Here is a 20,421-nt window from a genome sequence, read left to right on the forward strand (position 1 = left end):
CAGGAATAGATGTTGAGGGCTTGAATCATTGATTAGAATGCCGCATTATCGATAAGTTATGTCGCCCGCATCTAGCTAAAAATGGCATTATTTTTGTGTTTGGGATGCAATAGCAGCGCGATAGTCTGAGACCATGAATTTCATCAGTTTGTGGCGATATAGGCAGAATTGAAAACGGCAGCCTAAGCTGCCGTTTGTTATTTTTATCATCCGATAATATCAGGCAGGGTTTGCCGCAATTATCTTGGCTACTTTGTCTGCCTGAGCATTCAGTTGCAGCTGTTTGTAAGCATTTTCCATCAACGGCAGCGCATCGCGTGTTGCCTGAGTGTCAGGATAATCTCTCAACATTTGCTCAACACGGTTAACTACCGCGACGTAAGCGCCTCGTTTAGTGTAATATTGCGCCACGGCCAGTTCATGCTTGGCCAGACGATCTTTCAGGAATATCAGGCGTTTTTGCGCGTCAGTTGCGTATTGGCTGTTCGGATAGCTTTGAATCAACTGGTTAAAATCGCGGAATGCGGCCTTAGCATGCTGCGGATCGCGGTCTGAACGATCAATCCCGAAAAAGCCTTGTAATGCGCTGTCATCCAGAGCCATGTCAGTCAAACCACGCATATATAATACGTAATCGATGTTAGGATGTGTGGGATTAAGGCGCATAAAGCGATCGATTGAGGCTTGCGCCAACGGCAGATCAGCAGATTTATAATACGCATAAATCAAATCAAGCTGAACTTGTTGGGAGTAAGGCCCGAAAGGATAGCGGTTATCTAACGCTTCTAGTTGCGTAATTGCTCCCTTAAAGTTACCGTCCTGCAGTTTTTGCTGAGCGGTAGCATAGAGCTCAGAAGGCGGGTTATCGGGAACCACGTCCTTGTTACTGGAGCAACCGGTCAGCACCAGGCTCAACGTGGCGGCAGCCACCAGATATTTCATACGCGTCATGACGTTTTGATTATCCTCGAAGTGTTATTCCGGGAGACTGTCCGTTAAGCTCCCGACAAAGATCTAAATACAATAGCACATTATATTAAACGGCATCGCCGTCAAAACCCAACGTTAACGAACAAGAAGCTGCATATGGCACAACAAGTACAACTCAGCGCAACGGTGGCCGAATCACAACTCGGTCAACGGTTAGATCAGGCTTTGGCCGAATTGTTCCCTGATTATTCAAGATCTCGTATAAAAGAGTGGATTTTGGATGACAGAGTGACAGTCGACGGTAAAAAAATTAACAAGCCTAAAGAAAAAGTGTTGGGTGGCGAGCTCGTCGCAATTGACGCGCAAATTGAGGAAGATGCCCGCTGGGCGCCTCAAGATATCCCACTGGATATCGTCTATGAAGATAACGATATTCTGGTCATTAATAAACCCCGTGGTTTAGTCGTGCACCCTGGTGCCGGTAATCCAGATGGTACAGTTCTGAATGCACTGCTCCATTACTACCCGAAAATCATGGATGTTCCTCGTGCGGGTATCGTACATCGTCTGGATAAAGATACCACAGGCTTGATGGTGGTGGCGAAAACCGTTCCGGCCCAGACTCGTTTGGTAGAGGCATTACAAGCGCGCGAAATTACCCGTGAGTATGAAGCCGTGGCTATCGGGAATATGACAGCTGGCGGCAGAGTTGATGAGCCTATTTCTCGTCATTCTACCAAGCGCACACACATGGCTGTACACCCAATGGGCAAACCGGCGACGACACATTACCGTATTATGGAGCATTTCCGTGCCCATACTCGCTTGCGCTTACGTCTAGAAACCGGTCGTACGCATCAGATTCGCGTGCATATGTCTCATATAAACCATCCGCTGGTGGGTGATCAGCTGTACGGTGGCCGCCCGCGTCCGCCAAGAGGGGCATCTGATTCCTTCATTTCTATTCTGCGTGGCTTTGACCGCCAGGCGCTGCATGCAACTATGCTGCGTTTGTATCATCCAATCAGTGGCATTCAAATGGAATGGCATGCAGCATTACCAGAAGATATGGTTGAGCTGATTAATGCACTGAAAGCCGATACTGAAGAATTCAAAGATCAGATGGATTGGTAATGAATAAGCTGATACTTCCCGATTGGCCAGCGCCTGCCAGAGTTAAGGCATGCAGTACCACCCGGCGCGGTGGTATCAGCAAATTCCCTTATGATTCATTAAACCTTGGCACTCATGTGGGGGATATTACCGCCACAGTGATAGCTAATCGTCAATGTTTAGTGGAACAAGCGGGATTGCCACAAATGCCCGTTTGGTTAGAGCAAGTACACGGTACACGAGTCTTGCATCTTGATGGCTCGACCATTTCAGATGTACAGGCAGATGCGGTATATAGCCGTGTCTCTGGGCAAGTTTGCGCGGTCATGACTGCAGATTGCTTGCCAGTACTGTTTTGCTCATTGGCTGGCGATGAAGTTGCAGCAGCGCATGCAGGCTGGCGTGGCTTATGTGCGGGTGTCCTTGAACAGACAATGGCGCAATTTAATGCTGCTCCTGCCTCTATTATTGCCTGGCTAGGCCCAGCGATAGGCCCGCAGCAGTTCGAAGTGGGTGAAGAGGTCAAACAGGCATTTATCAATATCGATGCACAAGCCACCGCAGCATTCATACCTTCTGGCACCCAATATCTTGCCGACATCTATTTGTTAGCCCGACAGCGGCTACAGGCTGTGGGTATTCATGCCATTTATGGTGGGGATCGCTGTACTGTGAGTGAAACACAACAATTCTTCTCCTATCGGCGCGATGGAATCACCGGGCGTATGGCAAGTTTAGTCTGGCTGATATAACCTATGAAATTAGGACGATCCGCTGGCGCATAATGTTTTACTCTAAATATAGTGTCGAGATAACCTTGAAAATTTGAGGGATGACCTCATCTAATCTCCAGTAGCAATTTTGACCAACATTGGAGGTGTTATGCGTCTGGATCGTCTTACTAGTAAATTCCAGCTTGCCCTCGCCGATGCCCAGTCTTTAGCTCTCGGGCGCGACAACCAATTTATTGAACCGTTACATTTGATGAGCGCATTGCTCAATCAGGATGGGGGAACGGTTCGACCATTGTTGACCTCGGCGGGTATTAATGTCGCTAGTTTGCGTACCGATATTGAGCAAGCTTTGGGTCGACTTCCGCAAGTTGAAGGTACCGGCGGTGATGTTCAAGCATCAAACGAGCTGGTCCGCATATTGAATCTGTGTGACAAATTAGCGCAAAAACGCGCAGATAAATTTATCTCTTCAGAACTGTTTGTTTTGGCAGTCCTTGAAGATCGCGGCACCTTAACTGACATGTTAAAGGCCGCAGGTGCAACAATAAGTAATATAGATAAGGCAATTGAAAATATGCGTGGTGGTGACAAAGTCGATGATCAGGGCGCAGAAGATCAGCGTCAGGCATTGAAAAAATTCACTATCGACCTGACCGAGCGCGCGGAACAAGGCAAGCTCGATCCGGTTATTGGCCGTGATGAAGAAATTCGCCGTACTATTCAGGTGCTACAGCGCCGCACCAAAAATAACCCAGTGCTAATTGGTGAGCCTGGTGTTGGTAAAACGGCCATCGTGGAAGGTTTGGCACAACGCATCGTGAATGGCGAAGTACCTGAAGGTTTGAAACATAAACGTGTGCTTTCTTTAGATATGGGCGCACTGATTGCGGGTGCTAAGTATCGCGGTGAGTTTGAAGAGCGCTTGAAAGGTGTGTTGAACGATTTATCAAAACAAGAAGGTAGTGTGATCTTGTTCATTGATGAATTGCATACCATGGTCGGGGCCGGTAAAGGCGATGGGGCAATGGATGCCGGTAACATGCTAAAACCTGCACTAGCGCGTGGTGAATTACACTGCGTGGGGGCCACTACTCTTGATGAGTATCGTCAATATATAGAGAAGGATGCGGCGCTGGAGCGGCGTTTCCAGAAAGTTTATGTAGCTGAGCCAACAGTTGAAGACACGATTGCGATTTTGCGTGGGTTAAAAGAGCGTTATGAACTGCATCACCATGTGCAAATAACCGATCCGGCAATTGTTGCTGCGGCCACACTGTCGCATCGTTATATCTCGGATCGCCAATTACCGGATAAAGCTATCGACCTTATCGATGAAGCCGGTTCTAGCATTCGTATGCAGATGGATTCAAAACCAGAATCACTGGATCGTCTGGAACGCCGGATTATTCAATTGAAACTGGAGCAGCAGGCACTGAAAAAAGAGTCTGATGACGCCAGTAAAAAACGTCTGGAAATGCTAGAAACCGAATTAGAGCAGAAAGAACGTGAATATTCAGAGCTGGAAGAAGAGTGGAAAGCAGAAAAAGCCTCTCTCACCGGGACTCAGAATATTAAAACTGAACTGGAACAAGCCAAAATCACCTTAGAGCAAGCTCGTCGCGTGGGTGACTTGGCGCGGATGTCAGAACTTCAGTACGGTAAAATCCCTGAGCTGGAGAAACAGCTGGCAGCGGCAACGGCGCTTGAAGGGAAGACCATGAAGCTGCTGCGTAACCGCGTCACTGAAGCAGAGATTGCTGAAGTGCTGGCGCGCTGGACCGGTATTCCGGTTTCTCGCATGTTGGAAAGTGAGCGAGATAAGCTGCTGCGCATGGAGCAAGATCTGCATAAACGCGTCATTGGGCAAAATGAAGCGGTTGAAGCGGTATCTAATGCGATTCGTCGTAGCCGCGCTGGGTTATCAGATCCAAACCGCCCAATTGGTTCTTTCCTATTCCTGGGGCCGACTGGGGTGGGTAAAACCGAATTGTGCAAAGCGCTGGCGAACTTTTTATTCGACAGTGACGATGCCATGGTACGTATTGATATGTCCGAGTTTATGGAGAAACATTCCGTGTCTCGGTTGGTCGGTGCGCCTCCAGGCTATGTCGGTTATGAAGAGGGTGGCTATCTGACGGAAGCGGTACGCCGTCGTCCTTATTCAGTCATTCTGCTAGATGAAGTAGAAAAAGCGCATCCGGATGTATTCAACATTCTATTGCAGGTGTTGGATGATGGACGCTTGACTGATGGGCAAGGTAGGACAGTCGACTTCCGTAACACGGTAGTCATCATGACCTCTAACCTCGGTTCAGATTTGATTCAGGAACGTTTCGGTGAAAGAAGTTACACCGAAATGAAGAATATGGTGATGGACGTTGTGACTCACCATTTCCGCCCTGAATTCATTAACCGTATAGATGAGGTTGTAGTTTTCCATCCGCTGGGTCGGGCGCATTTGGCTTCCATTGCCCGTATCCAACTGGAACGTTTGTACAAACGTCTGGAAGAGCGTGGCTACCAAGTCACCATTACTCAACCTGCGTTGGAGTTCCTGGGTGAAACCGGCTTCGATCCTGTTTATGGTGCACGGCCATTGAAACGTGCTATTCAGCAGGAAATCGAGAATCCGCTGTCGCAGCAGATACTCTCCGGCAAATTAATACCGGGAGTACCAGTGACTCTGGATGTCGAAAATGGGCATATCGTTGCTAAGCAGTAATGGTTAATCCTTGAGGGGGCGAGAAATCGCCCCCTTTTTGTTGTCTTTTTCACCGCATTTGGCATTTTTGCCGCATTAATGAGCGGTTGAAAAGTTTTTTGAAATTAGGGGTTGCAGGCTGTCAGGAACTCCCTATAATGCGCCTCCACTGACCGGGAACAACGAAACATACTTCGCCGGGTCAGGAAGAGAAAAGAACGCTTTTGACTTCGAAAGAAACAAAAGAAAACCTTGACTCTTCAGCGGGAAAGCGTATTATCTGCCTCCCGCGTTACCGTAAGATTCGCCGCAAGGCAAACGGGTAACGAACGCTCTTTAACAATTTATCAGACAATCTGTGTGGGCACTCGCAAGACGATATCGAAGCCTGTTTCGGCAGGCAGAAGTAATATCAAAGTCTTGAAGAGTGACCAAAGCAGTACACATTTGAACTTCGGTTCGAATGCATATTTGCAGAAAGTAATCTTTGAGCATCGCTTTTAATTAAGCAAATCAAACAAATCTTAAATTGAAGAGTTTGATCATGGCTCAGATTGAACGCTGGCGGCAGGCCTAACACATGCAAGTCGAGCGGCAGCGGGAAGTAGTTTACTACTTTGCCGGCGAGCGGCGGACGGGTGAGTAATGTCTGGGAAACTGCCTGATGGAGGGGGATAACTACTGGAAACGGTAGCTAATACCGCATGACCTCGCAAGAGCAAAGTGGGGGACCTTCGGGCCTCACGCCATCGGATGTGCCCAGATGGGATTAGCTAGTAGGTGGGGTAATGGCTCACCTAGGCGACGATCCCTAGCTGGTCTGAGAGGATGACCAGCCACACTGGAACTGAGACACGGTCCAGACTCCTACGGGAGGCAGCAGTGGGGAATATTGCACAATGGGCGCAAGCCTGATGCAGCCATGCCGCGTGTGTGAAGAAGGCCTTCGGGTTGTAAAGCACTTTCAGCGAGGAGGAAGGGGTTGAGTTTAATACGCTCAATCATTGACGTTACTCGCAGAAGAAGCACCGGCTAACTCCGTGCCAGCAGCCGCGGTAATACGGAGGGTGCAAGCGTTAATCGGAATTACTGGGCGTAAAGCGCACGCAGGCGGTTTGTTAAGTCAGATGTGAAATCCCCGCGCTTAACGTGGGAACTGCATTTGAAACTGGCAAGCTAGAGTCTTGTAGAGGGGGGTAGAATTCCAGGTGTAGCGGTGAAATGCGTAGAGATCTGGAGGAATACCGGTGGCGAAGGCGGCCCCCTGGACAAAGACTGACGCTCAGGTGCGAAAGCGTGGGGAGCAAACAGGATTAGATACCCTGGTAGTCCACGCTGTAAACGATGTCGACTTGGAGGTTGTGCCCTTGAGGCGTGGCTTCCGGAGCTAACGCGTTAAGTCGACCGCCTGGGGAGTACGGCCGCAAGGTTAAAACTCAAATGAATTGACGGGGGCCCGCACAAGCGGTGGAGCATGTGGTTTAATTCGATGCAACGCGAAGAACCTTACCTACTCTTGACATCCACAGAACTTAGCAGAGATGCTTCGGTGCCTTCGGGAACTGTGAGACAGGTGCTGCATGGCTGTCGTCAGCTCGTGTTGTGAAATGTTGGGTTAAGTCCCGCAACGAGCGCAACCCTTATCCTTTGTTGCCAGCACGTAATGGTGGGAACTCAAAGGAGACTGCCGGTGACAAACCGGAGGAAGGTGGGGATGACGTCAAGTCATCATGGCCCTTACGAGTAGGGCTACACACGTGCTACAATGGCAGATACAAAGTGAAGCGAACTCGCGAGAGCAAGCGGACCACATAAAGTCTGTCGTAGTCCGGATTGGAGTCTGCAACTCGACTCCATGAAGTCGGAATCGCTAGTAATCGTAGATCAGAATGCTACGGTGAATACGTTCCCGGGCCTTGTACACACCGCCCGTCACACCATGGGAGTGGGTTGCAAAAGAAGTAGGTAGCTTAACCTTCGGGAGGGCGCTTACCACTTTGTGATTCATGACTGGGGTGAAGTCGTAACAAGGTAACCGTAGGGGAACCTGCGGTTGGATCACCTCCTTACCTAACGATACGCATTGCGCAGTGTCCACACAGATTGTCTGATAGAAAGTAACGAGCAAATAAGGCCGGGCTGAGAAATTAGTCGGGCTTTAGTACCTTGTTGGGTCTGTAGCTCAGGTGGTTAGAGCGCACCCCTGATAAGGGTGAGGTCGGTGGTTCAAGTCCACTCAGACCCACCAACTCACCATTCCCTGTTGAGTTGCAGCAATAAGGTGATTTTGCTTTTTATATGGGGCTATAGCTCAGCTGGGAGAGCGCCTGCCTTGCACGCAGGAGGTCAGCGGTTCGATCCCGCTTAGCTCCACCATATAAAAAAACTATTTCAAAACGTACTGCGGTCGCAAGACTCAGTGGGTTGTGAAATATTGCTCTTTAACAATCTGGAACAAGCTGAAAATTGAAACATTACAGCTGAAACTTATCTCTCCGTAGCTGTACTGAGATAAGAAGTAACCTGTAATAGAGTCTCTCAAATAATCACAACGCAAGTTGTCGAAAGACACCTTCGGGTTGTGAGGTTAAGCGACTAAGCGTACACGGTGGATGCCTAGGCAGTCAGAGGCGATGAAGGGCGTGCTAATCTGCGAAAAGCGTCGGTAAGCTGATATGAAGCGTTACAACCGACGATACCCGAATGGGGAAACCCAGTGCAATTCGTTGCACTATTGCATGGTGAATACATAGCCATGCAAGGCGAACCGGGGGAACTGAAACATCTAAGTACCCCGAGGAAAAGAAATCAACCGAGATTCCCCCAGTAGCGGCGAGCGAACGGGGAGGAGCCCAGAGTCTGAATCAGTCTGTGTGTTAGTGGAAGCGTCTGGAAAGTCGCAGGGTACAGGGTGATACTCCCGTACACAAAAACACACTTGCTGTGAACTCGATGAGTAGGGCGGGACACGTGACATCCTGTCTGAATATGGGGGGACCATCCTCCAAGGCTAAATACTCCTGACTGACCGATAGTGAACCAGTACCGTGAGGGAAAGGCGAAAAGAACCCCGGCGAGGGGAGTGAAATAGAACCTGAAACCGTGTACGTACAAGCAGTGGGAGCACCTTCGTGGTGTGACTGCGTACCTTTTGTATAATGGGTCAGCGACTTATATTTTGTAGCAAGGTTAACCGTATAGGGGAGCCGTAGGGAAACCGAGTCTTAACTGGGCGTCTAGTTGCAAGGTATAGACCCGAAACCCGGTGATCTAGCCATGGGCAGGTTGAAGGTTGGGTAACACTAACTGGAGGACCGAACCGACTAATGTTGAAAAATTAGCGGATGACTTGTGGCTGGGGGTGAAAGGCCAATCAAACCGGGAGATAGCTGGTTCTCCCCGAAAGCTATTTAGGTAGCGCCTCGTGAACTCATCTTCGGGGGTAGAGCACTGTTTCGGCTAGGGGGTCATCCCGACTTACCAAACCGATGCAAACTCCGAATACCGAAGAATGTTATCACGGGAGACACACGGCGGGTGCTAACGTCCGTCGTGAAGAGGGAAACAACCCAGACCGCCAGCTAAGGTCCCAAAGTCATGGTTAAGTGGGAAACGATGTGGGAAGGCATAGACAGCCAGGATGTTGGCTTAGAAGCAGCCATCATTTAAAGAAAGCGTAATAGCTCACTGGTCGAGTCGGCCTGCGCGGAAGATGTAACGGGGCTAAACCATGCACCGAAGCTGCGGCAGCGACACTTAGGTGTTGTTGGGTAGGGGAGCGTTCTGTAAGCCGTTGAAGGTGGACTGTGAGGTCTGCTGGAGGTATCAGAAGTGCGAATGCTGACATAAGTAACGATAATGCGGGTGAAAAACCCGCACGCCGGAAGACCAAGGGTTCCTGTCCAACGTTAATCGGGGCAGGGTGAGTCGACCCCTAAGGCGAGGCTGAAAAGCGTAGTCGATGGGAAACAGGTTAATATTCCTGTACTCGGTGTTACTGCGAAGGGGGGACGGAGAAGGCTAGGCTAGCCGGGCGACGGTTGTCCCGGTTTAAGCATGTAGGCGGAGTGACCTGGTAAATCCGGTCGCTTATCAACGCTGAGGTGTGATGACGATGCACTACGGTGCAGAAGTAGTTGATGCCAAGCTTCCAGGAAAAGCCTCTAAGCATCAGGTAACATTGAATCGTACCCCAAACCGACACAGGTGGTCAGGTAGAGAATACTCAGGCGCTTGAGAGAACTCGGGTGAAGGAACTAGGCAAAATGGTGCCGTAACTTCGGGAGAAGGCACGCTGGCATTAGGTAAAGAGACTTGCTCTCGTAGCCGAAGCCAGTCGCAGATACCAGCTGGCTGCAACTGTTTAATAAAAACACAGCACTGTGCAAACACGAAAGTGGACGTATACGGTGTGACGCCTGCCCGGTGCTGGAAGGTTAATTGATGGGGTCAGCCGCAAGGCGAAGCTCTTGATCGAAGCCCCAGTAAACGGCGGCCGTAACTATAACGGTCCTAAGGTAGCGAAATTCCTTGTCGGGTAAGTTCCGACCTGCACGAATGGCGTAATGATGGCCAGGCTGTCTCCACCCGAGACTCAGTGAAATTGAACTCGCTGTGAAGATGCAGTGTACCCGCGGCAAGACGGAAAGACCCCGTGAACCTTTACTATAGCTTGACACTGAACATTGAGCCTTGATGTGTAGGATAGGTGGGAGGCATCGAAGTGTGGACGCCAGTCTGCATGGAGCCAACCTTGAAATACCACCCTTTAATGTTTGATGTTCTAACTCGGCCCCGTGATCCGGGGTGAGGACAGTGTCTGGTGGGTAGTTTGACTGGGGCGGTCTCCTCCCAAAGAGTAACGGAGGAGCACGAAGGTTAGCTAATCACGGTCGGACATCGTGAGGTTAGTGCAAAGGCATAAGCTAGCTTGACTGCGAGAGTGACGGCTCGAGCAGGTACGAAAGTAGGTCTTAGTGATCCGGTGGTTCTGAATGGAAGGGCCATCGCTCAACGGATAAAAGGTACTCCGGGGATAACAGGCTGATACCGCCCAAGAGTTCATATCGACGGCGGTGTTTGGCACCTCGATGTCGGCTCATCACATCCTGGGGCTGAAGTAGGTCCCAAGGGTATGGCTGTTCGCCATTTAAAGTGGTACGCGAGCTGGGTTTAGAACGTCGTGAGACAGTTCGGTCCCTATCTGCCGTGGGCGTTGGAAGATTGAGAGGGGCTGCTCCTAGTACGAGAGGACCGGAGTGGACGAATCACTGGTGTTCGGGTTGTCATGCCAATGGCATTGCCCGGTAGCTAAATTCGGAAGAGATAACCGCTGAAAGCATCTAAGCGGGAAACTTGCCTCGAGATGAGTCTTCCCTGGGGCTTTAAGCCCCCTGAAGGAACGTTAAAGACTATGACGTTGATAGGCTGGGTGTGTAAGTGCAGCGATGCATTGAGCTAACCAGTACTAATGATCCGTGAGGCTTAACCTTACAACACCCAAGGTGTTTTTGTTATTTGAGAGTTGATTTTCAGCGATGTTTACAGATTGAATTGGCTGGCTGCGTGATAGAAATCATGTGGCGGGTTGATTAAAACAGAATTTGCCTGGCGGCCATAGCGCGGTGGACCCACCTGAACCCATGCCGAACTCAGAAGTGAAACGCCGTAGCGCCGATGGTAGTGTGGGGTCTCCCCATGCGAGAGTAGGACACTGCCAGGCATCAAATTTAGCCGAGACCCCATGCCAAAAGCGTGGGGTTTTTGCTGTGTGGGATTTGGGATGTAAAAGAAAGCCTTCTGCTGCGCAGAGGGCTTTTTTTATGTCTGCAATTGGGGGGGGATTTGACGAAAGATGAATCGCCTATGCGGGTATTTAGCTGATTTTACGCTAGTTAACCGCTTGATAGAGGCTATAGCCGGTCACGGCACCGGCGACATCCCAGGCAAAATCTTTCCAGCTCCAGCCCGTACCACCTTGGCGGCTATCATATAACTCTTTACCCGCACCTATACCTATCGAGAACAGTAAACCAAAATTACGACTTTTCGCGTCTGACCAATTTTGATGTTCGCCATAGGCTGTACCTGCGGCGGCTAAAGCTGCAGAAGCAAAGAAATGTTGTGCTTTGTCTTTCCCTGTCCAACTGTCATTGGCCATATGGGTACATGCAGTACTGATAAAAAGGAGCGGGGGTATAATTAAAGGGCGAAGATAAGATGAGCACCACATGCTGTCTCTCCTCTAGCTAGAGACAAAAAAACCGGCCTATGACCGGGTTTTCTGTTTTAAATTTACAGAATACGGCTAATAAGGCGGTCGATACGAATTCTACGTAGACGACGGATCAGTTTGCGTACTTTGACAGGATATTGCTGAATATTCTCCAGCTCAAGGTAGTGTGAAACCACTTTAGTATGAGTACGGATACACTCGAGCTCTTTTGCTCGTTGCTCATGCATCTCATGTTTAGGGTCGTGGATCAAAATGGCATTTTCCAGATCCAGACGCCATGCCCGTGGATTCAAGTTATTACCCGTAATTAATTGCCAGTTATTATCGACCCACATGCCTTTCAGATGATAGGTGTTATCACCATCTTTCCATAATCGAACAATAAGTTGCCCACTATCAACAAAGCGCTGCAAGCGGCTGAGGAAGCGGCGCAAGTTAATTTCGTATAAGTAAGGCAATGCACCGATAATCTTAAATGGCTGATCTTCAGGAATATAAAAGTCGTTTGCTGTTTTGTCGCCAACAATAATCTCGACCTGTTTACCTTCGCGCAGCAGATAAATGATATTACGTACTAACAGTGCTGGCAGATTAAAATAGGGCGTACAAATCGTGAGACGCTCATCGGCTGAAGCCATTAAATGATGAATAGTTTTATTCAGTTGGCTCTTTTTGCCTAACCCAACTAGCGGGGTGACAGCCAACTCATCATTGCCAGCTTGTGCTGGAAATTGATAACCGATATCACGTAATGATGAGCGAAACTGCCGGGTTTCGTTTTTGATCTCAGGGTTGGTTGGCCGATCGGTACGATCAAGGCGCTGAACCGCTCCTGCACTCAATACCCGCTGTTTCACGTAATCAACCATAATGTTGGCTAATGATGGATTCGTGATTAATTGGTAACGATCATAACGATACTTATCATTTTGATGGAGATAGACATCATTGATACTGGCACCGCTGTAAATTACGGTGTCATCAATAATAAAACCTTTCAGATGCAACACACCAAGGGCTTCACGGGTATTAACTGGAACACCGTAAATCGGAACACAGACATTGGGATGCTCGCTCGCCATATCACAATACCAATCAGCATTGGTATTGACTGCCGCAGCTCCGATGCGACCGCGCTGGGCGCGATGCCAGTCGACCAGCACACAAATTTCCAGTTCAGGGTTCAGAAGCTTTGCCTGATAGAGGGCATTCATTACGTCACGGCCTGCATCATCCTGCTCAAGGTAAAGCGCCACCAGATAGATACGTTTGGTTGCCTGGCCTATTGATTCCAGCAGTGTTGAGCGAAAAACCTTGGGGCAATAAAGCGTTTGGACATCATCAACTGGCTGGGGGAGTTTGGGCAGTTGTGCAAGGTGTTGTTGATGTTTGCTACGTTTGAATTTTGACAACATCACAGTGCGCTTCTTCTCTTGTTATTTGATGGCAGAACCGCCATATCCAAAAAAACACTAATCCATAGAGTCGGGCGATAATACCACTACTTTTCCGGATTGTGCGCAAGTTTTGCCTGCCGCAGACCGAATCGCTAATCTATGTGGTCCATGTCACTTTGATTCGTACACTTAAAATCAAAGTGTCAGCTCAAGATTAACGATTCCATCCTCCATCTGTACATCAATACTAAAACCGAGTTTTTTCGCCAAACCTATCATGCCGCGGTTATTGGGCATGGTAACCGCAGTGAGCCTTGTTAGCCCGTGGCTGCGTGTATATTGAATCATTTTTTCGAGTAACTCTCGTCCTAATCCCAACCCTTTGAGATCTGAGCGTACCAATACCGCAAATTCCGCGTCGATATTGTCAGGATCCGATAGTGCACGTGTGACGCCAATAATTTCTGGGCCAGTTACATTTTGGCGCACTGCGACAAAAGCCATTTCCCGATCATAGTCAATCTGCGTCATGTTCGCCAAATCATCGTGGCTGAATTCATTGATTTCACTAAAGTAGCGATAGTAGAGATCTTCTTTAGTCACTTGATCAATAAACAATTTCAGCAGCGGCTCATCTTCCGGCAAGATTGGACGGAATAAACACTGAGAACCATCTTTAAGCACCACTTCTTGCTCAAGCTCATGAGGGTAGGGGCGAATAGCCAGCCGAGCCTGCGGGTCGCCAGTGACGGGTGCCAATTGCATTGAGACATCCAGCAGAGTGAACTCACTGCCAGAAGCAAGCACGGGATGAATATCTAAACGTGAGATTTCAGGGCAATCAAGGATCAGATTGGAGACCTGTACCAGCAAGTGGCTTAACCCAGGGATATCCAAAGGTTGGAGTGAACCACGGCTGCGAATTTTTCCGCCTTTGACGGCCTGTATGATCAGGTAGCGAGCCAGTGCCATATTCAGTGGTGGCAATGCGACGGCGGCTTGGGTTTCATGGTGCCACTCGACCCCCCCTTCTCCCAACATGATCAGCGGGCCAAAAATAGCATCTTGCTCGACAGCAATTCGCAGCTCCTGTGCTCCGGCACGGTTTGCCATGCTTTGCACTAGTAAACCGTGGATACGGGCTTGCGGATAAGTTCGCTTGACCCGATCAAGGATATCGTCAGCAGCCCGCTGTACTTCAAGCGCGGTGCGCAGATACAACATAACACCCTGAACTTCTGATTTGTGTGGGATATCAGGCGAGCGCAATTTGATGGCAACCGGGTAACCGAGTCGCTCAGCAATATGTACTGCTTCGACACTATCACTGGCAATCCAGGTTGGTAGCATGCGAAGGCCATAAGCTTCAAGAATCGGCTGTACTTCATGGGTATCGAGCTGGGTTGTTCCTTCTGCCAACGCCTGACGGATTAACTGATGCACATGGGCGGTATTCGCTGTGAGGCCAACAGGCAGTGCAGGGGTCTCTTTCAGTTGTTTTTGGTTGCGACGATATTCCACCATATGCATAAAAGCGGTAATCGCCCCTTCCGGTGTGCGGTAGGTCGGGATCCCCGCTTCGGTAAACAAACGGCGGGCATCTTGTGATGAATATTCACCGCACCAGTTAGTCAGCAACGTGATGCGTTTGCCGCGTGGATGTTGGCGGATAGCTGAAATCAATAACTCGGCAGTTTTGTTGCCCGGTGCTGCGGCACTTGGCGAGTGGATCAGTAGTAGCGCGTCATAGTCGGTGCTGTCCAATAGGGGTTTAACCGCCGCTAAGTAGCGCTCAGCAGTCGCGTCATCGCGTAGGTCTATTGGGTTACGTAAGGAAACAAAAGGCGGTAGCGCGGCACTCAGGGCGGATTGAGTTGTATCAGATAATGTCGCCAGCTTGCCATTGCGGCTAATCAGCTCATCCAAGGCCATAGCCGCCGGGGCTGCGCCATTACTGACAATTAACAGCCGCTCGCCACGTAATGGGTGCATATGACTCAGTGTTTCGACCGCAGAGAACAGCTCGTGAGTGTCTTGGACTCGCAGTAATCCCGCGCGCTGAATGGCGGCATCATAGGCGGCATCCAGCCCTTGCTGGCCATTGAGCAACTGCTGCGCGCGTTGGCTGCGGCCACTTTTAACCACCAGAATAGGTTTGTTGCGTGACGCACTACGCGAGGCGGATAAGAAGCGGCGGGCATCACTAATATGTTCGATATACAGCATGATGGCACTGGTTTTGCCGTCACGGGCTAAGAAATCGAGTAAGTCATCGACATCAATATCCAGGCTGTCACCCAGCGCAATAAAGTAAGAGAAGCCAACTTCCCGCTGTTGCGCCCAATCCAGAATGGTATTGGCCACAGCTGCCGACTGGGAAATAAATGCCAACCGACCTTTTTTGATTGGAACTGGTGAGAAACTGGCATTTAACCCTTGCCACGGAGCCAGCAAACCTAAGCTATTGGGGCCAAGCAGGCGCATATGATGGCGCTGTGCACAGGCTTTCAGCTCTGAGAATTGCTCGGTTGCTGCCGACAAAATAATTACTGCCTTGCAGCCATGCGTGCCCAAATCTTCCAGCAGGGTTAGGTTGCGACTGTTATGGGTACACAGGATAGCTAAGTCTGGCGTGATGGGTAGGCTGGCAATATTCGCATAAGCCAGCACGCCACAAACGGCTTTATGAGTGGGGGTTACCGGCAAAATAGGGCCGTTGAACCCGCCATCAAGCAAATTACGCATCATCAAGAAACCAGCACGCTCAGGTTTTTCAGAAGCGCCGATGACCGCGATAGACTTCGGCCGTAGTAGTGCTTCTAATCCACGTTGGCTCATATTTATCCCCGTCATCTTTCACATTGCAGATGTGTTGGCTGCTCTCGGTTACCCGAATTACTGACTAATGTAAGCTCATCGGGGCTCTCTCCTTTGCCGCCTTCCTGCACCCTGAAATCTATCGGGTATAAGTTAAGGGCAACTTACCTGATTTTATGCGATATCTTCGATACTTGCTGTGACTCGGCCCACTGGATGGTGAGGTTTTCCGGCTAAATATTGTTGGCGGAAATAGTGGAAATGCGCGGTTAACCCATCAGCGGCTTGAATATCGCCCGCCTGCTGGAGTAAGGCTGCGGCCACCTCGACAGTACAGTGTTGTTCTGGGCGGGGTGCTTCGCGCAGCAGATAATCAGAGGCATTGCTAACATTCAACGATAACAGCGGTAAACTCGCGAGATATGGGCTTTTGCGGAACATCTTTTTGGCCTCAGTCCAAGTCCCGTCTAACAGAATGAATAACGGTGGTTTATCGCTGATAGGCAATTGATTGAGCACTAGCCGTTCAGGTTCGGCATATTTTTCCGGGAAAACCACATAAGGCTGACGCCGAGGGTCTTGTATCGCGGCTAATAGCTCAGGATCTACTTCTGTGCGGGCCCAAAGAAAGGCTTGGGTGTCTGGCAAGATATCGGCAATCAGGCGGCCGGTATTGCTGGGCTTGAGTGGTTCGGTGTCGAACATCACCAGACAAAAGCGGCTACTGGCGGGTTGAGGCTTGATGGTATCGCACAAACAAAAGCGCTCAGTCAGCAGACAGCCTTGGCAGCGAATAGCGCGGCAGCCACGGGCACGATAAGGGCGAGTGGATAGTGCTAGCCGCTGGCGACGCAGGCGCAATACCGCATTTTCCGTCGTTATGTTTACGGGCAATAGCTGCTCGTTGTTCAATGTCTCCGTCACGACGGGCTCCTGAAGAAATAGCGCTATTCTAATGAACCTCTGGCCTGAATTATAGATAAAGTCACGCCCCAGGCAGAAAGCTGTCAAGGGCGTCAGTCTCATTTGGCGGGTGAATACCTCCAAATGAGCAATAAATGAAGTAAACTAGCTTAACGAGGCATGGGCTCTAGGGCTAATTGCTCATCTAACCAATTGTCAAAAGGTGCCTTTGGTACTGCCCCACTAAGCATGTCGACCATTTTGCCGTTACGATACAGCATAATGGTGGGAATGCTGCGGATACGGAAACGGGTGCTGAGTGCTGGTTCTGCTTCAGTATTCACTTTGACGAAGCGGACTTTTCTCGCGCGCTCAGCGGCAACATCGGTAAAAATGGGGGCGAAATTGCGGCAAGGGCCACACCAAGGCGCCCAGAAATCGATGACGATGGGCAGGTCATCTTGCAGCAGTTTATCCAGTGTTTCGGCGGTGGCGTTAATAACTTCGCCATCAAATAAAGAGTGGCCACAGCGCCCACATTTAGCGCCGTCATCAATACGAGCTTCCGGCAGGCGATTGGTCGCCATACAAGCTGTACATACCGTATTCATAAATTAGCCTTTATTTTGTGTCTCAGTAGATAAGAGAAACCAGACAGTCAAAGTGAGCTGAATTGTTTCGTTGTTGTTATCTATTATGAGTATAAATGAGGTCAGTGCCAAAAAGGTTTATTCAATGAATACGATAGTTGGTAGCTTTTAGCGCTTGCTTATGGATAACCGAACAGACATCAGGTAATCTTCGCGCCCTGCGCGTTGGTGGAGAAGACAATGAACGATTCATTTAGTGGCAAGAACGGCAAAGTTAAAGTGATGTACGTCCGCAGTGACGAAAGCAGCGACGACCGTAACAGCAATAACCGTAGTAACAAGCAACGTCCGGCAGCTAAAGGTCGTCCGGGTGATAATGCTGGTCGAGGCAGTTCATCGCGTAATAATGACTCACGTCGTAACGATTCCGGCCGTAATGAACGCGATCGTCCTAGCCGTCCGGCACGTTCTGACAGCAATGGCCCTTACGATTCACCGTGGAAAACCGTGTCTCGTGCGCCATCTGAAGAGCCAGAGTTTGATCATGGCGGTATCAGCGGTAAAAGCCATGTGGACCCGGCACAATTGCGCCGTCAGCGGGCTGAAGAAACACGTGTTTATGGCGAGAATGCCTGTAAAGCGCTGTTTGAAAGCCGCCCTGATGCTATCGTGCGCGCCTGGTTTGTGCAGTCAGTGACCCCTCGTTTCCGTGAAGCGCTGAAATGGATGGCGGCTAACCGCAAGGCTTACCATGTGGTTGAAGAAGACGAGCTGGCGAAAGCGTCCGGCACAGAGCACCACGGTGGCGTGTGTTTCCTGATTAAGAAACGTCAGGGTTTGGATGCAGAAACCTATCTGCAGCAACAGACTCAGGCGAAAGATTGTGTATTGGCGCTGGAAGATGTGGGTAACCCGCATAATCTGGGCGGTATCATGCGTACCTGTGCGCACTTCGGTATTAACGGGGTGTTGTTACAAGATCCGGCGATGCTGGAATCAGGTGCCGCAGTACGTACAGCAGAAGGCGGTGCAGAGCATATCAAGGCAATCAATGCCGATGATTTCCTCTCTGTGCTCGATACCTTCCGTAAAGCGGGTTACACCATCGTCACCACTTCAAGCCATAAAGGTGTCAGTCTGGCGAAAGCTGAACTGCCAGCCAAAATGGTGCTGGTGTTAGGTCAAGAAAGTGATGGCCTGACCGACAGTGCCTGGCAGCAGGGGGATATGAGTGTGTCTATCGGCGGTACCGGGCGTGTTGAAAGTCTGAACGTGTCGGTGGCGACGGGTATTTTGCTGTCAGAATGGTGGCGTCAAAATAGCGCCCAATAATACCCTTCGTCCCTGACGTTGCAGGGGGATTAGCAGCATTTATTTGCTGTCTATCTTGGGTATGTTCAGTATGAAAAATGGGCGCTGATGATAAGTCAGCGCCCATTTTTTTAGGTTCAATTTTGATTGACTTAGTGCGCGCCACCACCACCGCCACCGGAAGTAAAGGGGGGTTTAGCAAACCAGACTAATGCCAGCAGTAGCAGGAAGACACCACCCGCCAGCCAGAATATTTCATTAGCCGAGATAATCAGCCCCTGATTAGTAATCTCGCGTGCCAGATAGGCCGAAGCCTGTTGCTGATTCATCCCCAGTTTTTCCAAATCCTGATACATCTGTGTCGCATTTGGGTTGAACGGATTAACAAACTCCGTCAGCTGCGAATGGTGCATAGATTCTCTTTGCGTCCACAAGGTGGTGGTGATTGAGGTACCAATCGAACCGGCCAGTGTTCGCAGAAAGTTAGATAAACTGGATGCCGCGGCCATACGCTCTGGAGGTAAACCGGATAAGGTTATCGCAGTCAGTGGCATAAAGAAGCAGGCAATCGCAAAGCCTTGCACAAATTGAGGCCATGCCGAAGCGCCAAAATCCATTCCCGGTTCGAATGTATATGCCCGCCAGTAGAAACAAACTGCATACATAATGAAGCTGAATGTGACTAACTGCCGCATATCAATTCGATGAGAGAAACGACCAATTATCGGCGACAGCAATACCGGTAATATCCCCACTGGCGCGGATGCCAGACCTGCCCAAGTGGCGGTATAGCCATAGACCTCCTGAAGTAGCTGGGGCAGCAAAACAATCGCGCCAAAGTACAACATATAGGCCAGGCTGATACACAAACAACCAATAGTAAAGTTTCTCGATTTGAATAATGACAAATCGATCACCGGATGGTCGTCGGTTAGCTCCCACACTATCAGGAAGGCAATGGCAATCACGGCCACGACCGTCAGGACGATAATCTCGGTCGAGTTAAACCAATCCAGCTCCTTACCTTGGTCAAGCATGATCTGCAAGGCACCGATACCGACAACCAATAATACTAATCCCACCGTATCAATTGGCCTGATCTCAGTTTTAGTCTCTCGGCCTTTCAGGGTACTGCCTGCAATTAAAACAACCACTATCCCAATAGGGATGTTGATAAAGAAGATCCAGCCCCAGTGATAGTTGTCACTGATATAACCGCCAAGGATCGGCCCAAAGATCGGGGCGACAACAATTGTCATCGACCACAATGCCAGGGCCATACTTCGCTTCGCGGGGGGGTAGTTATTCAGTAGTAAGCTTTGTGACAATGGAATCAATGGCCCGGCAACCAGCCCTTGAATCACCCGGAAGAAGATAAGCATCCCCAGGCTGTTTGAAATGCCACACAACCATGAAGCCAGCGCAAATAAACCGATTGCCCACAAGAATAGGCGAACTTCGCCGACACGTTTTGCCAACCAGCCGGTGATAGGGATGGAGATAGCATTGGCCACACCAAACGAGGTGATAACCCACGTGCCTTGTGAGTTGGATGAACCCAGATCACCGGCAATGGTCGGAATAGCCACGTTAGCAATGGTTGAATCCAGCACCTGCATGAAGGTCGCTAATGATAGCGCGACAGTCATCCAGGCGAGTTGGGCACCTTCAAGCGGTTTTTGTGCCACAG

11 protein-coding genes, 2 tRNA genes and 3 rRNA genes are annotated in these 20,421 nt (G+C 49.8%); 9 read left to right on the plus strand and 7 right to left on the minus strand.

Annotation, left to right across the window (positions count from 1 at the left end; translation table 11 throughout):
- Window positions 1-219 precede the first annotated feature (219 nt).
- Window positions 220-951: an outer membrane protein assembly factor BamD gene (gene bamD / locus DJ58_RS04380; protein WP_032912131.1), complete on the minus strand. Its 732-nt coding sequence runs from the start codon at window positions 949-951 to the stop codon at window positions 220-222.
- 135 nt (window positions 952-1,086) lie between these two features.
- Here bamD and rluD point away from each other — a divergent pair, with 135 nt between their 5' ends.
- The 8 genes from rluD to rrf all read left to right on the plus strand — a co-directional run bounded on the left by rluD (window position 1,087) and on the right by rrf (window position 11,200).
- Window positions 1,087-2,064: a 23S rRNA pseudouridine(1911/1915/1917) synthase RluD gene (gene rluD / locus DJ58_RS04375; protein ID WP_004712531.1), complete on the plus strand. Its 978-nt coding sequence runs from the start codon at window positions 1,087-1,089 to the stop codon at window positions 2,062-2,064.
- Window positions 2,064-2,795, plus strand: coding sequence for a purine nucleoside phosphorylase YfiH (gene yfiH, locus DJ58_RS04370; protein ID WP_032912132.1), 732 nt, complete (start codon window positions 2,064-2,066; stop codon window positions 2,793-2,795). Before rluD ends, yfiH begins: the two co-directional genes overlap by 1 nt.
- Window positions 2,796-2,925: 130 nt before the next feature.
- Window positions 2,926-5,499 carry an ATP-dependent chaperone ClpB gene (clpB, locus tag DJ58_RS04365; protein ID WP_004712532.1) on the plus strand — a complete coding sequence of 858 codons (2,574 nt, stop codon included), beginning with the start codon at window positions 2,926-2,928 and terminating at the stop codon, window positions 5,497-5,499.
- 505 nt (window positions 5,500-6,004) lie between these two features.
- A 16S ribosomal RNA gene (locus DJ58_RS04360) occupies window positions 6,005-7,547 on the plus strand.
- A gap of 102 nt (window positions 7,548-7,649) precedes the next feature.
- A tRNA-Ile gene (locus tag DJ58_RS04355) sits at window positions 7,650-7,726 on the plus strand.
- Window positions 7,727-7,778: 52 nt separating this feature from the next.
- Window positions 7,779-7,854 (plus strand) — tRNA-Ala (locus tag DJ58_RS04350).
- Window positions 7,855-8,063: 209 nt separating this feature from the next.
- Window positions 8,064-10,970: ribosomal RNA gene (locus DJ58_RS04345) — 23S ribosomal RNA — on the plus strand.
- Between the two features lie 114 nt (window positions 10,971-11,084).
- A 5S ribosomal RNA gene (gene rrf, locus DJ58_RS04340) occupies window positions 11,085-11,200 on the plus strand.
- Together the 16S, 23S and 5S rRNA genes with 2 tRNA genes alongside form the textbook arrangement of a ribosomal RNA operon.
- A 168-nt stretch (window positions 11,201-11,368) precedes the next feature.
- Here rrf and DJ58_RS04335 read toward each other — a convergent pair.
- The 5 genes from DJ58_RS04335 to trxC form a co-directional block, all read right to left on the minus strand.
- Window positions 11,369-11,710, minus strand: coding sequence for a YfiM family lipoprotein (locus DJ58_RS04335; RefSeq protein WP_032910618.1), 342 nt, complete (start codon window positions 11,708-11,710; stop codon window positions 11,369-11,371).
- Between the two features lie 62 nt (window positions 11,711-11,772).
- Window positions 11,773-13,125: a CDP-diacylglycerol--serine O-phosphatidyltransferase gene (pssA, locus tag DJ58_RS04330; protein WP_370447133.1), complete on the minus strand. Its 1,353-nt coding sequence runs from the start codon at window positions 13,123-13,125 to the stop codon at window positions 11,773-11,775.
- A 180-nt stretch (window positions 13,126-13,305) separates the two neighbouring features.
- Complete coding sequence (locus tag DJ58_RS04325; protein WP_032910620.1) at window positions 13,306-15,948, minus strand: bifunctional acetate--CoA ligase family protein/GNAT family N-acetyltransferase; 2,643 nt, start codon at window positions 15,946-15,948, stop codon at window positions 13,306-13,308.
- 153 nt (window positions 15,949-16,101) lie between these two features.
- Window positions 16,102-16,851, minus strand: a complete 750-nt coding sequence (locus tag DJ58_RS04320) for a tRNA-uridine aminocarboxypropyltransferase (protein WP_004707373.1) — start codon at window positions 16,849-16,851, stop codon at window positions 16,102-16,104.
- Window positions 16,852-17,000: 149 nt separating this feature from the next.
- Window positions 17,001-17,441 (minus strand): thioredoxin TrxC, encoded by a 441-nt coding sequence (trxC, locus tag DJ58_RS04315; RefSeq protein ID WP_032910622.1) that lies wholly within the window; start codon window positions 17,439-17,441, stop codon window positions 17,001-17,003.
- A gap of 219 nt (window positions 17,442-17,660) precedes the next feature.
- Here trxC and DJ58_RS04310 point away from each other — a divergent pair, with 219 nt between their 5' ends.
- Window positions 17,661-18,752 (plus strand): tRNA/rRNA methyltransferase, encoded by a 1,092-nt coding sequence (locus DJ58_RS04310; protein ID WP_004707376.1) that lies wholly within the window; start codon window positions 17,661-17,663, stop codon window positions 18,750-18,752.
- A gap of 131 nt (window positions 18,753-18,883) precedes the next feature.
- On the opposite strand, the gene emrB is transcribed toward DJ58_RS04310, so the two are convergent.
- A complete protein-coding gene (emrB, locus tag DJ58_RS04305) occupies window positions 18,884-20,419 on the minus strand; it encodes a multidrug efflux MFS transporter permease subunit EmrB (RefSeq protein ID WP_004707377.1) in 1,536 nt (511 codons plus the stop codon).
- Between the last annotated feature and the right edge of the window lie 2 nt (window positions 20,420-20,421).

This window comes from Yersinia frederiksenii ATCC 33641 (assembly GCF_000754805.1).
GTDB lineage: Bacteria > Pseudomonadota > Gammaproteobacteria > Enterobacterales > Enterobacteriaceae > Yersinia > Yersinia frederiksenii.

Bases quoted from the DNA above. Each gene is read 5' to 3' on its own strand.
- bamD (WP_032912131.1), bottom strand. From the start codon at position 951: ATGACGCGTATGAAATATCTGGTGGCTGCCGCCACGTTGAGCCTGGTG.
- rluD (WP_004712531.1), top strand. From the start codon at position 1,087: ATGGCACAACAAGTACAACTCAGCGCAACGGTGGCCGAATCACAACTC.
- yfiH (WP_032912132.1), top strand. From the start codon at position 2,064: ATGAATAAGCTGATACTTCCCGATTGGCCAGCGCCTGCCAGAGTTAAG.
- clpB (WP_004712532.1), top strand. From the start codon at position 2,926: ATGCGTCTGGATCGTCTTACTAGTAAATTCCAGCTTGCCCTCGCCGAT.
- DJ58_RS04335 (WP_032910618.1), bottom strand. From the start codon at position 11,710: ATGTGGTGCTCATCTTATCTTCGCCCTTTAATTATACCCCCGCTCCTT.
- DJ58_RS04325 (WP_032910620.1), bottom strand. From the start codon at position 15,948: ATGAGCCAACGTGGATTAGAAGCACTACTACGGCCGAAGTCTATCGCG.
- trxC (WP_032910622.1), bottom strand. From the start codon at position 17,441: ATGAATACGGTATGTACAGCTTGTATGGCGACCAATCGCCTGCCGGAA.
- DJ58_RS04310 (WP_004707376.1), top strand. From the start codon at position 17,661: ATGAACGATTCATTTAGTGGCAAGAACGGCAAAGTTAAAGTGATGTAC.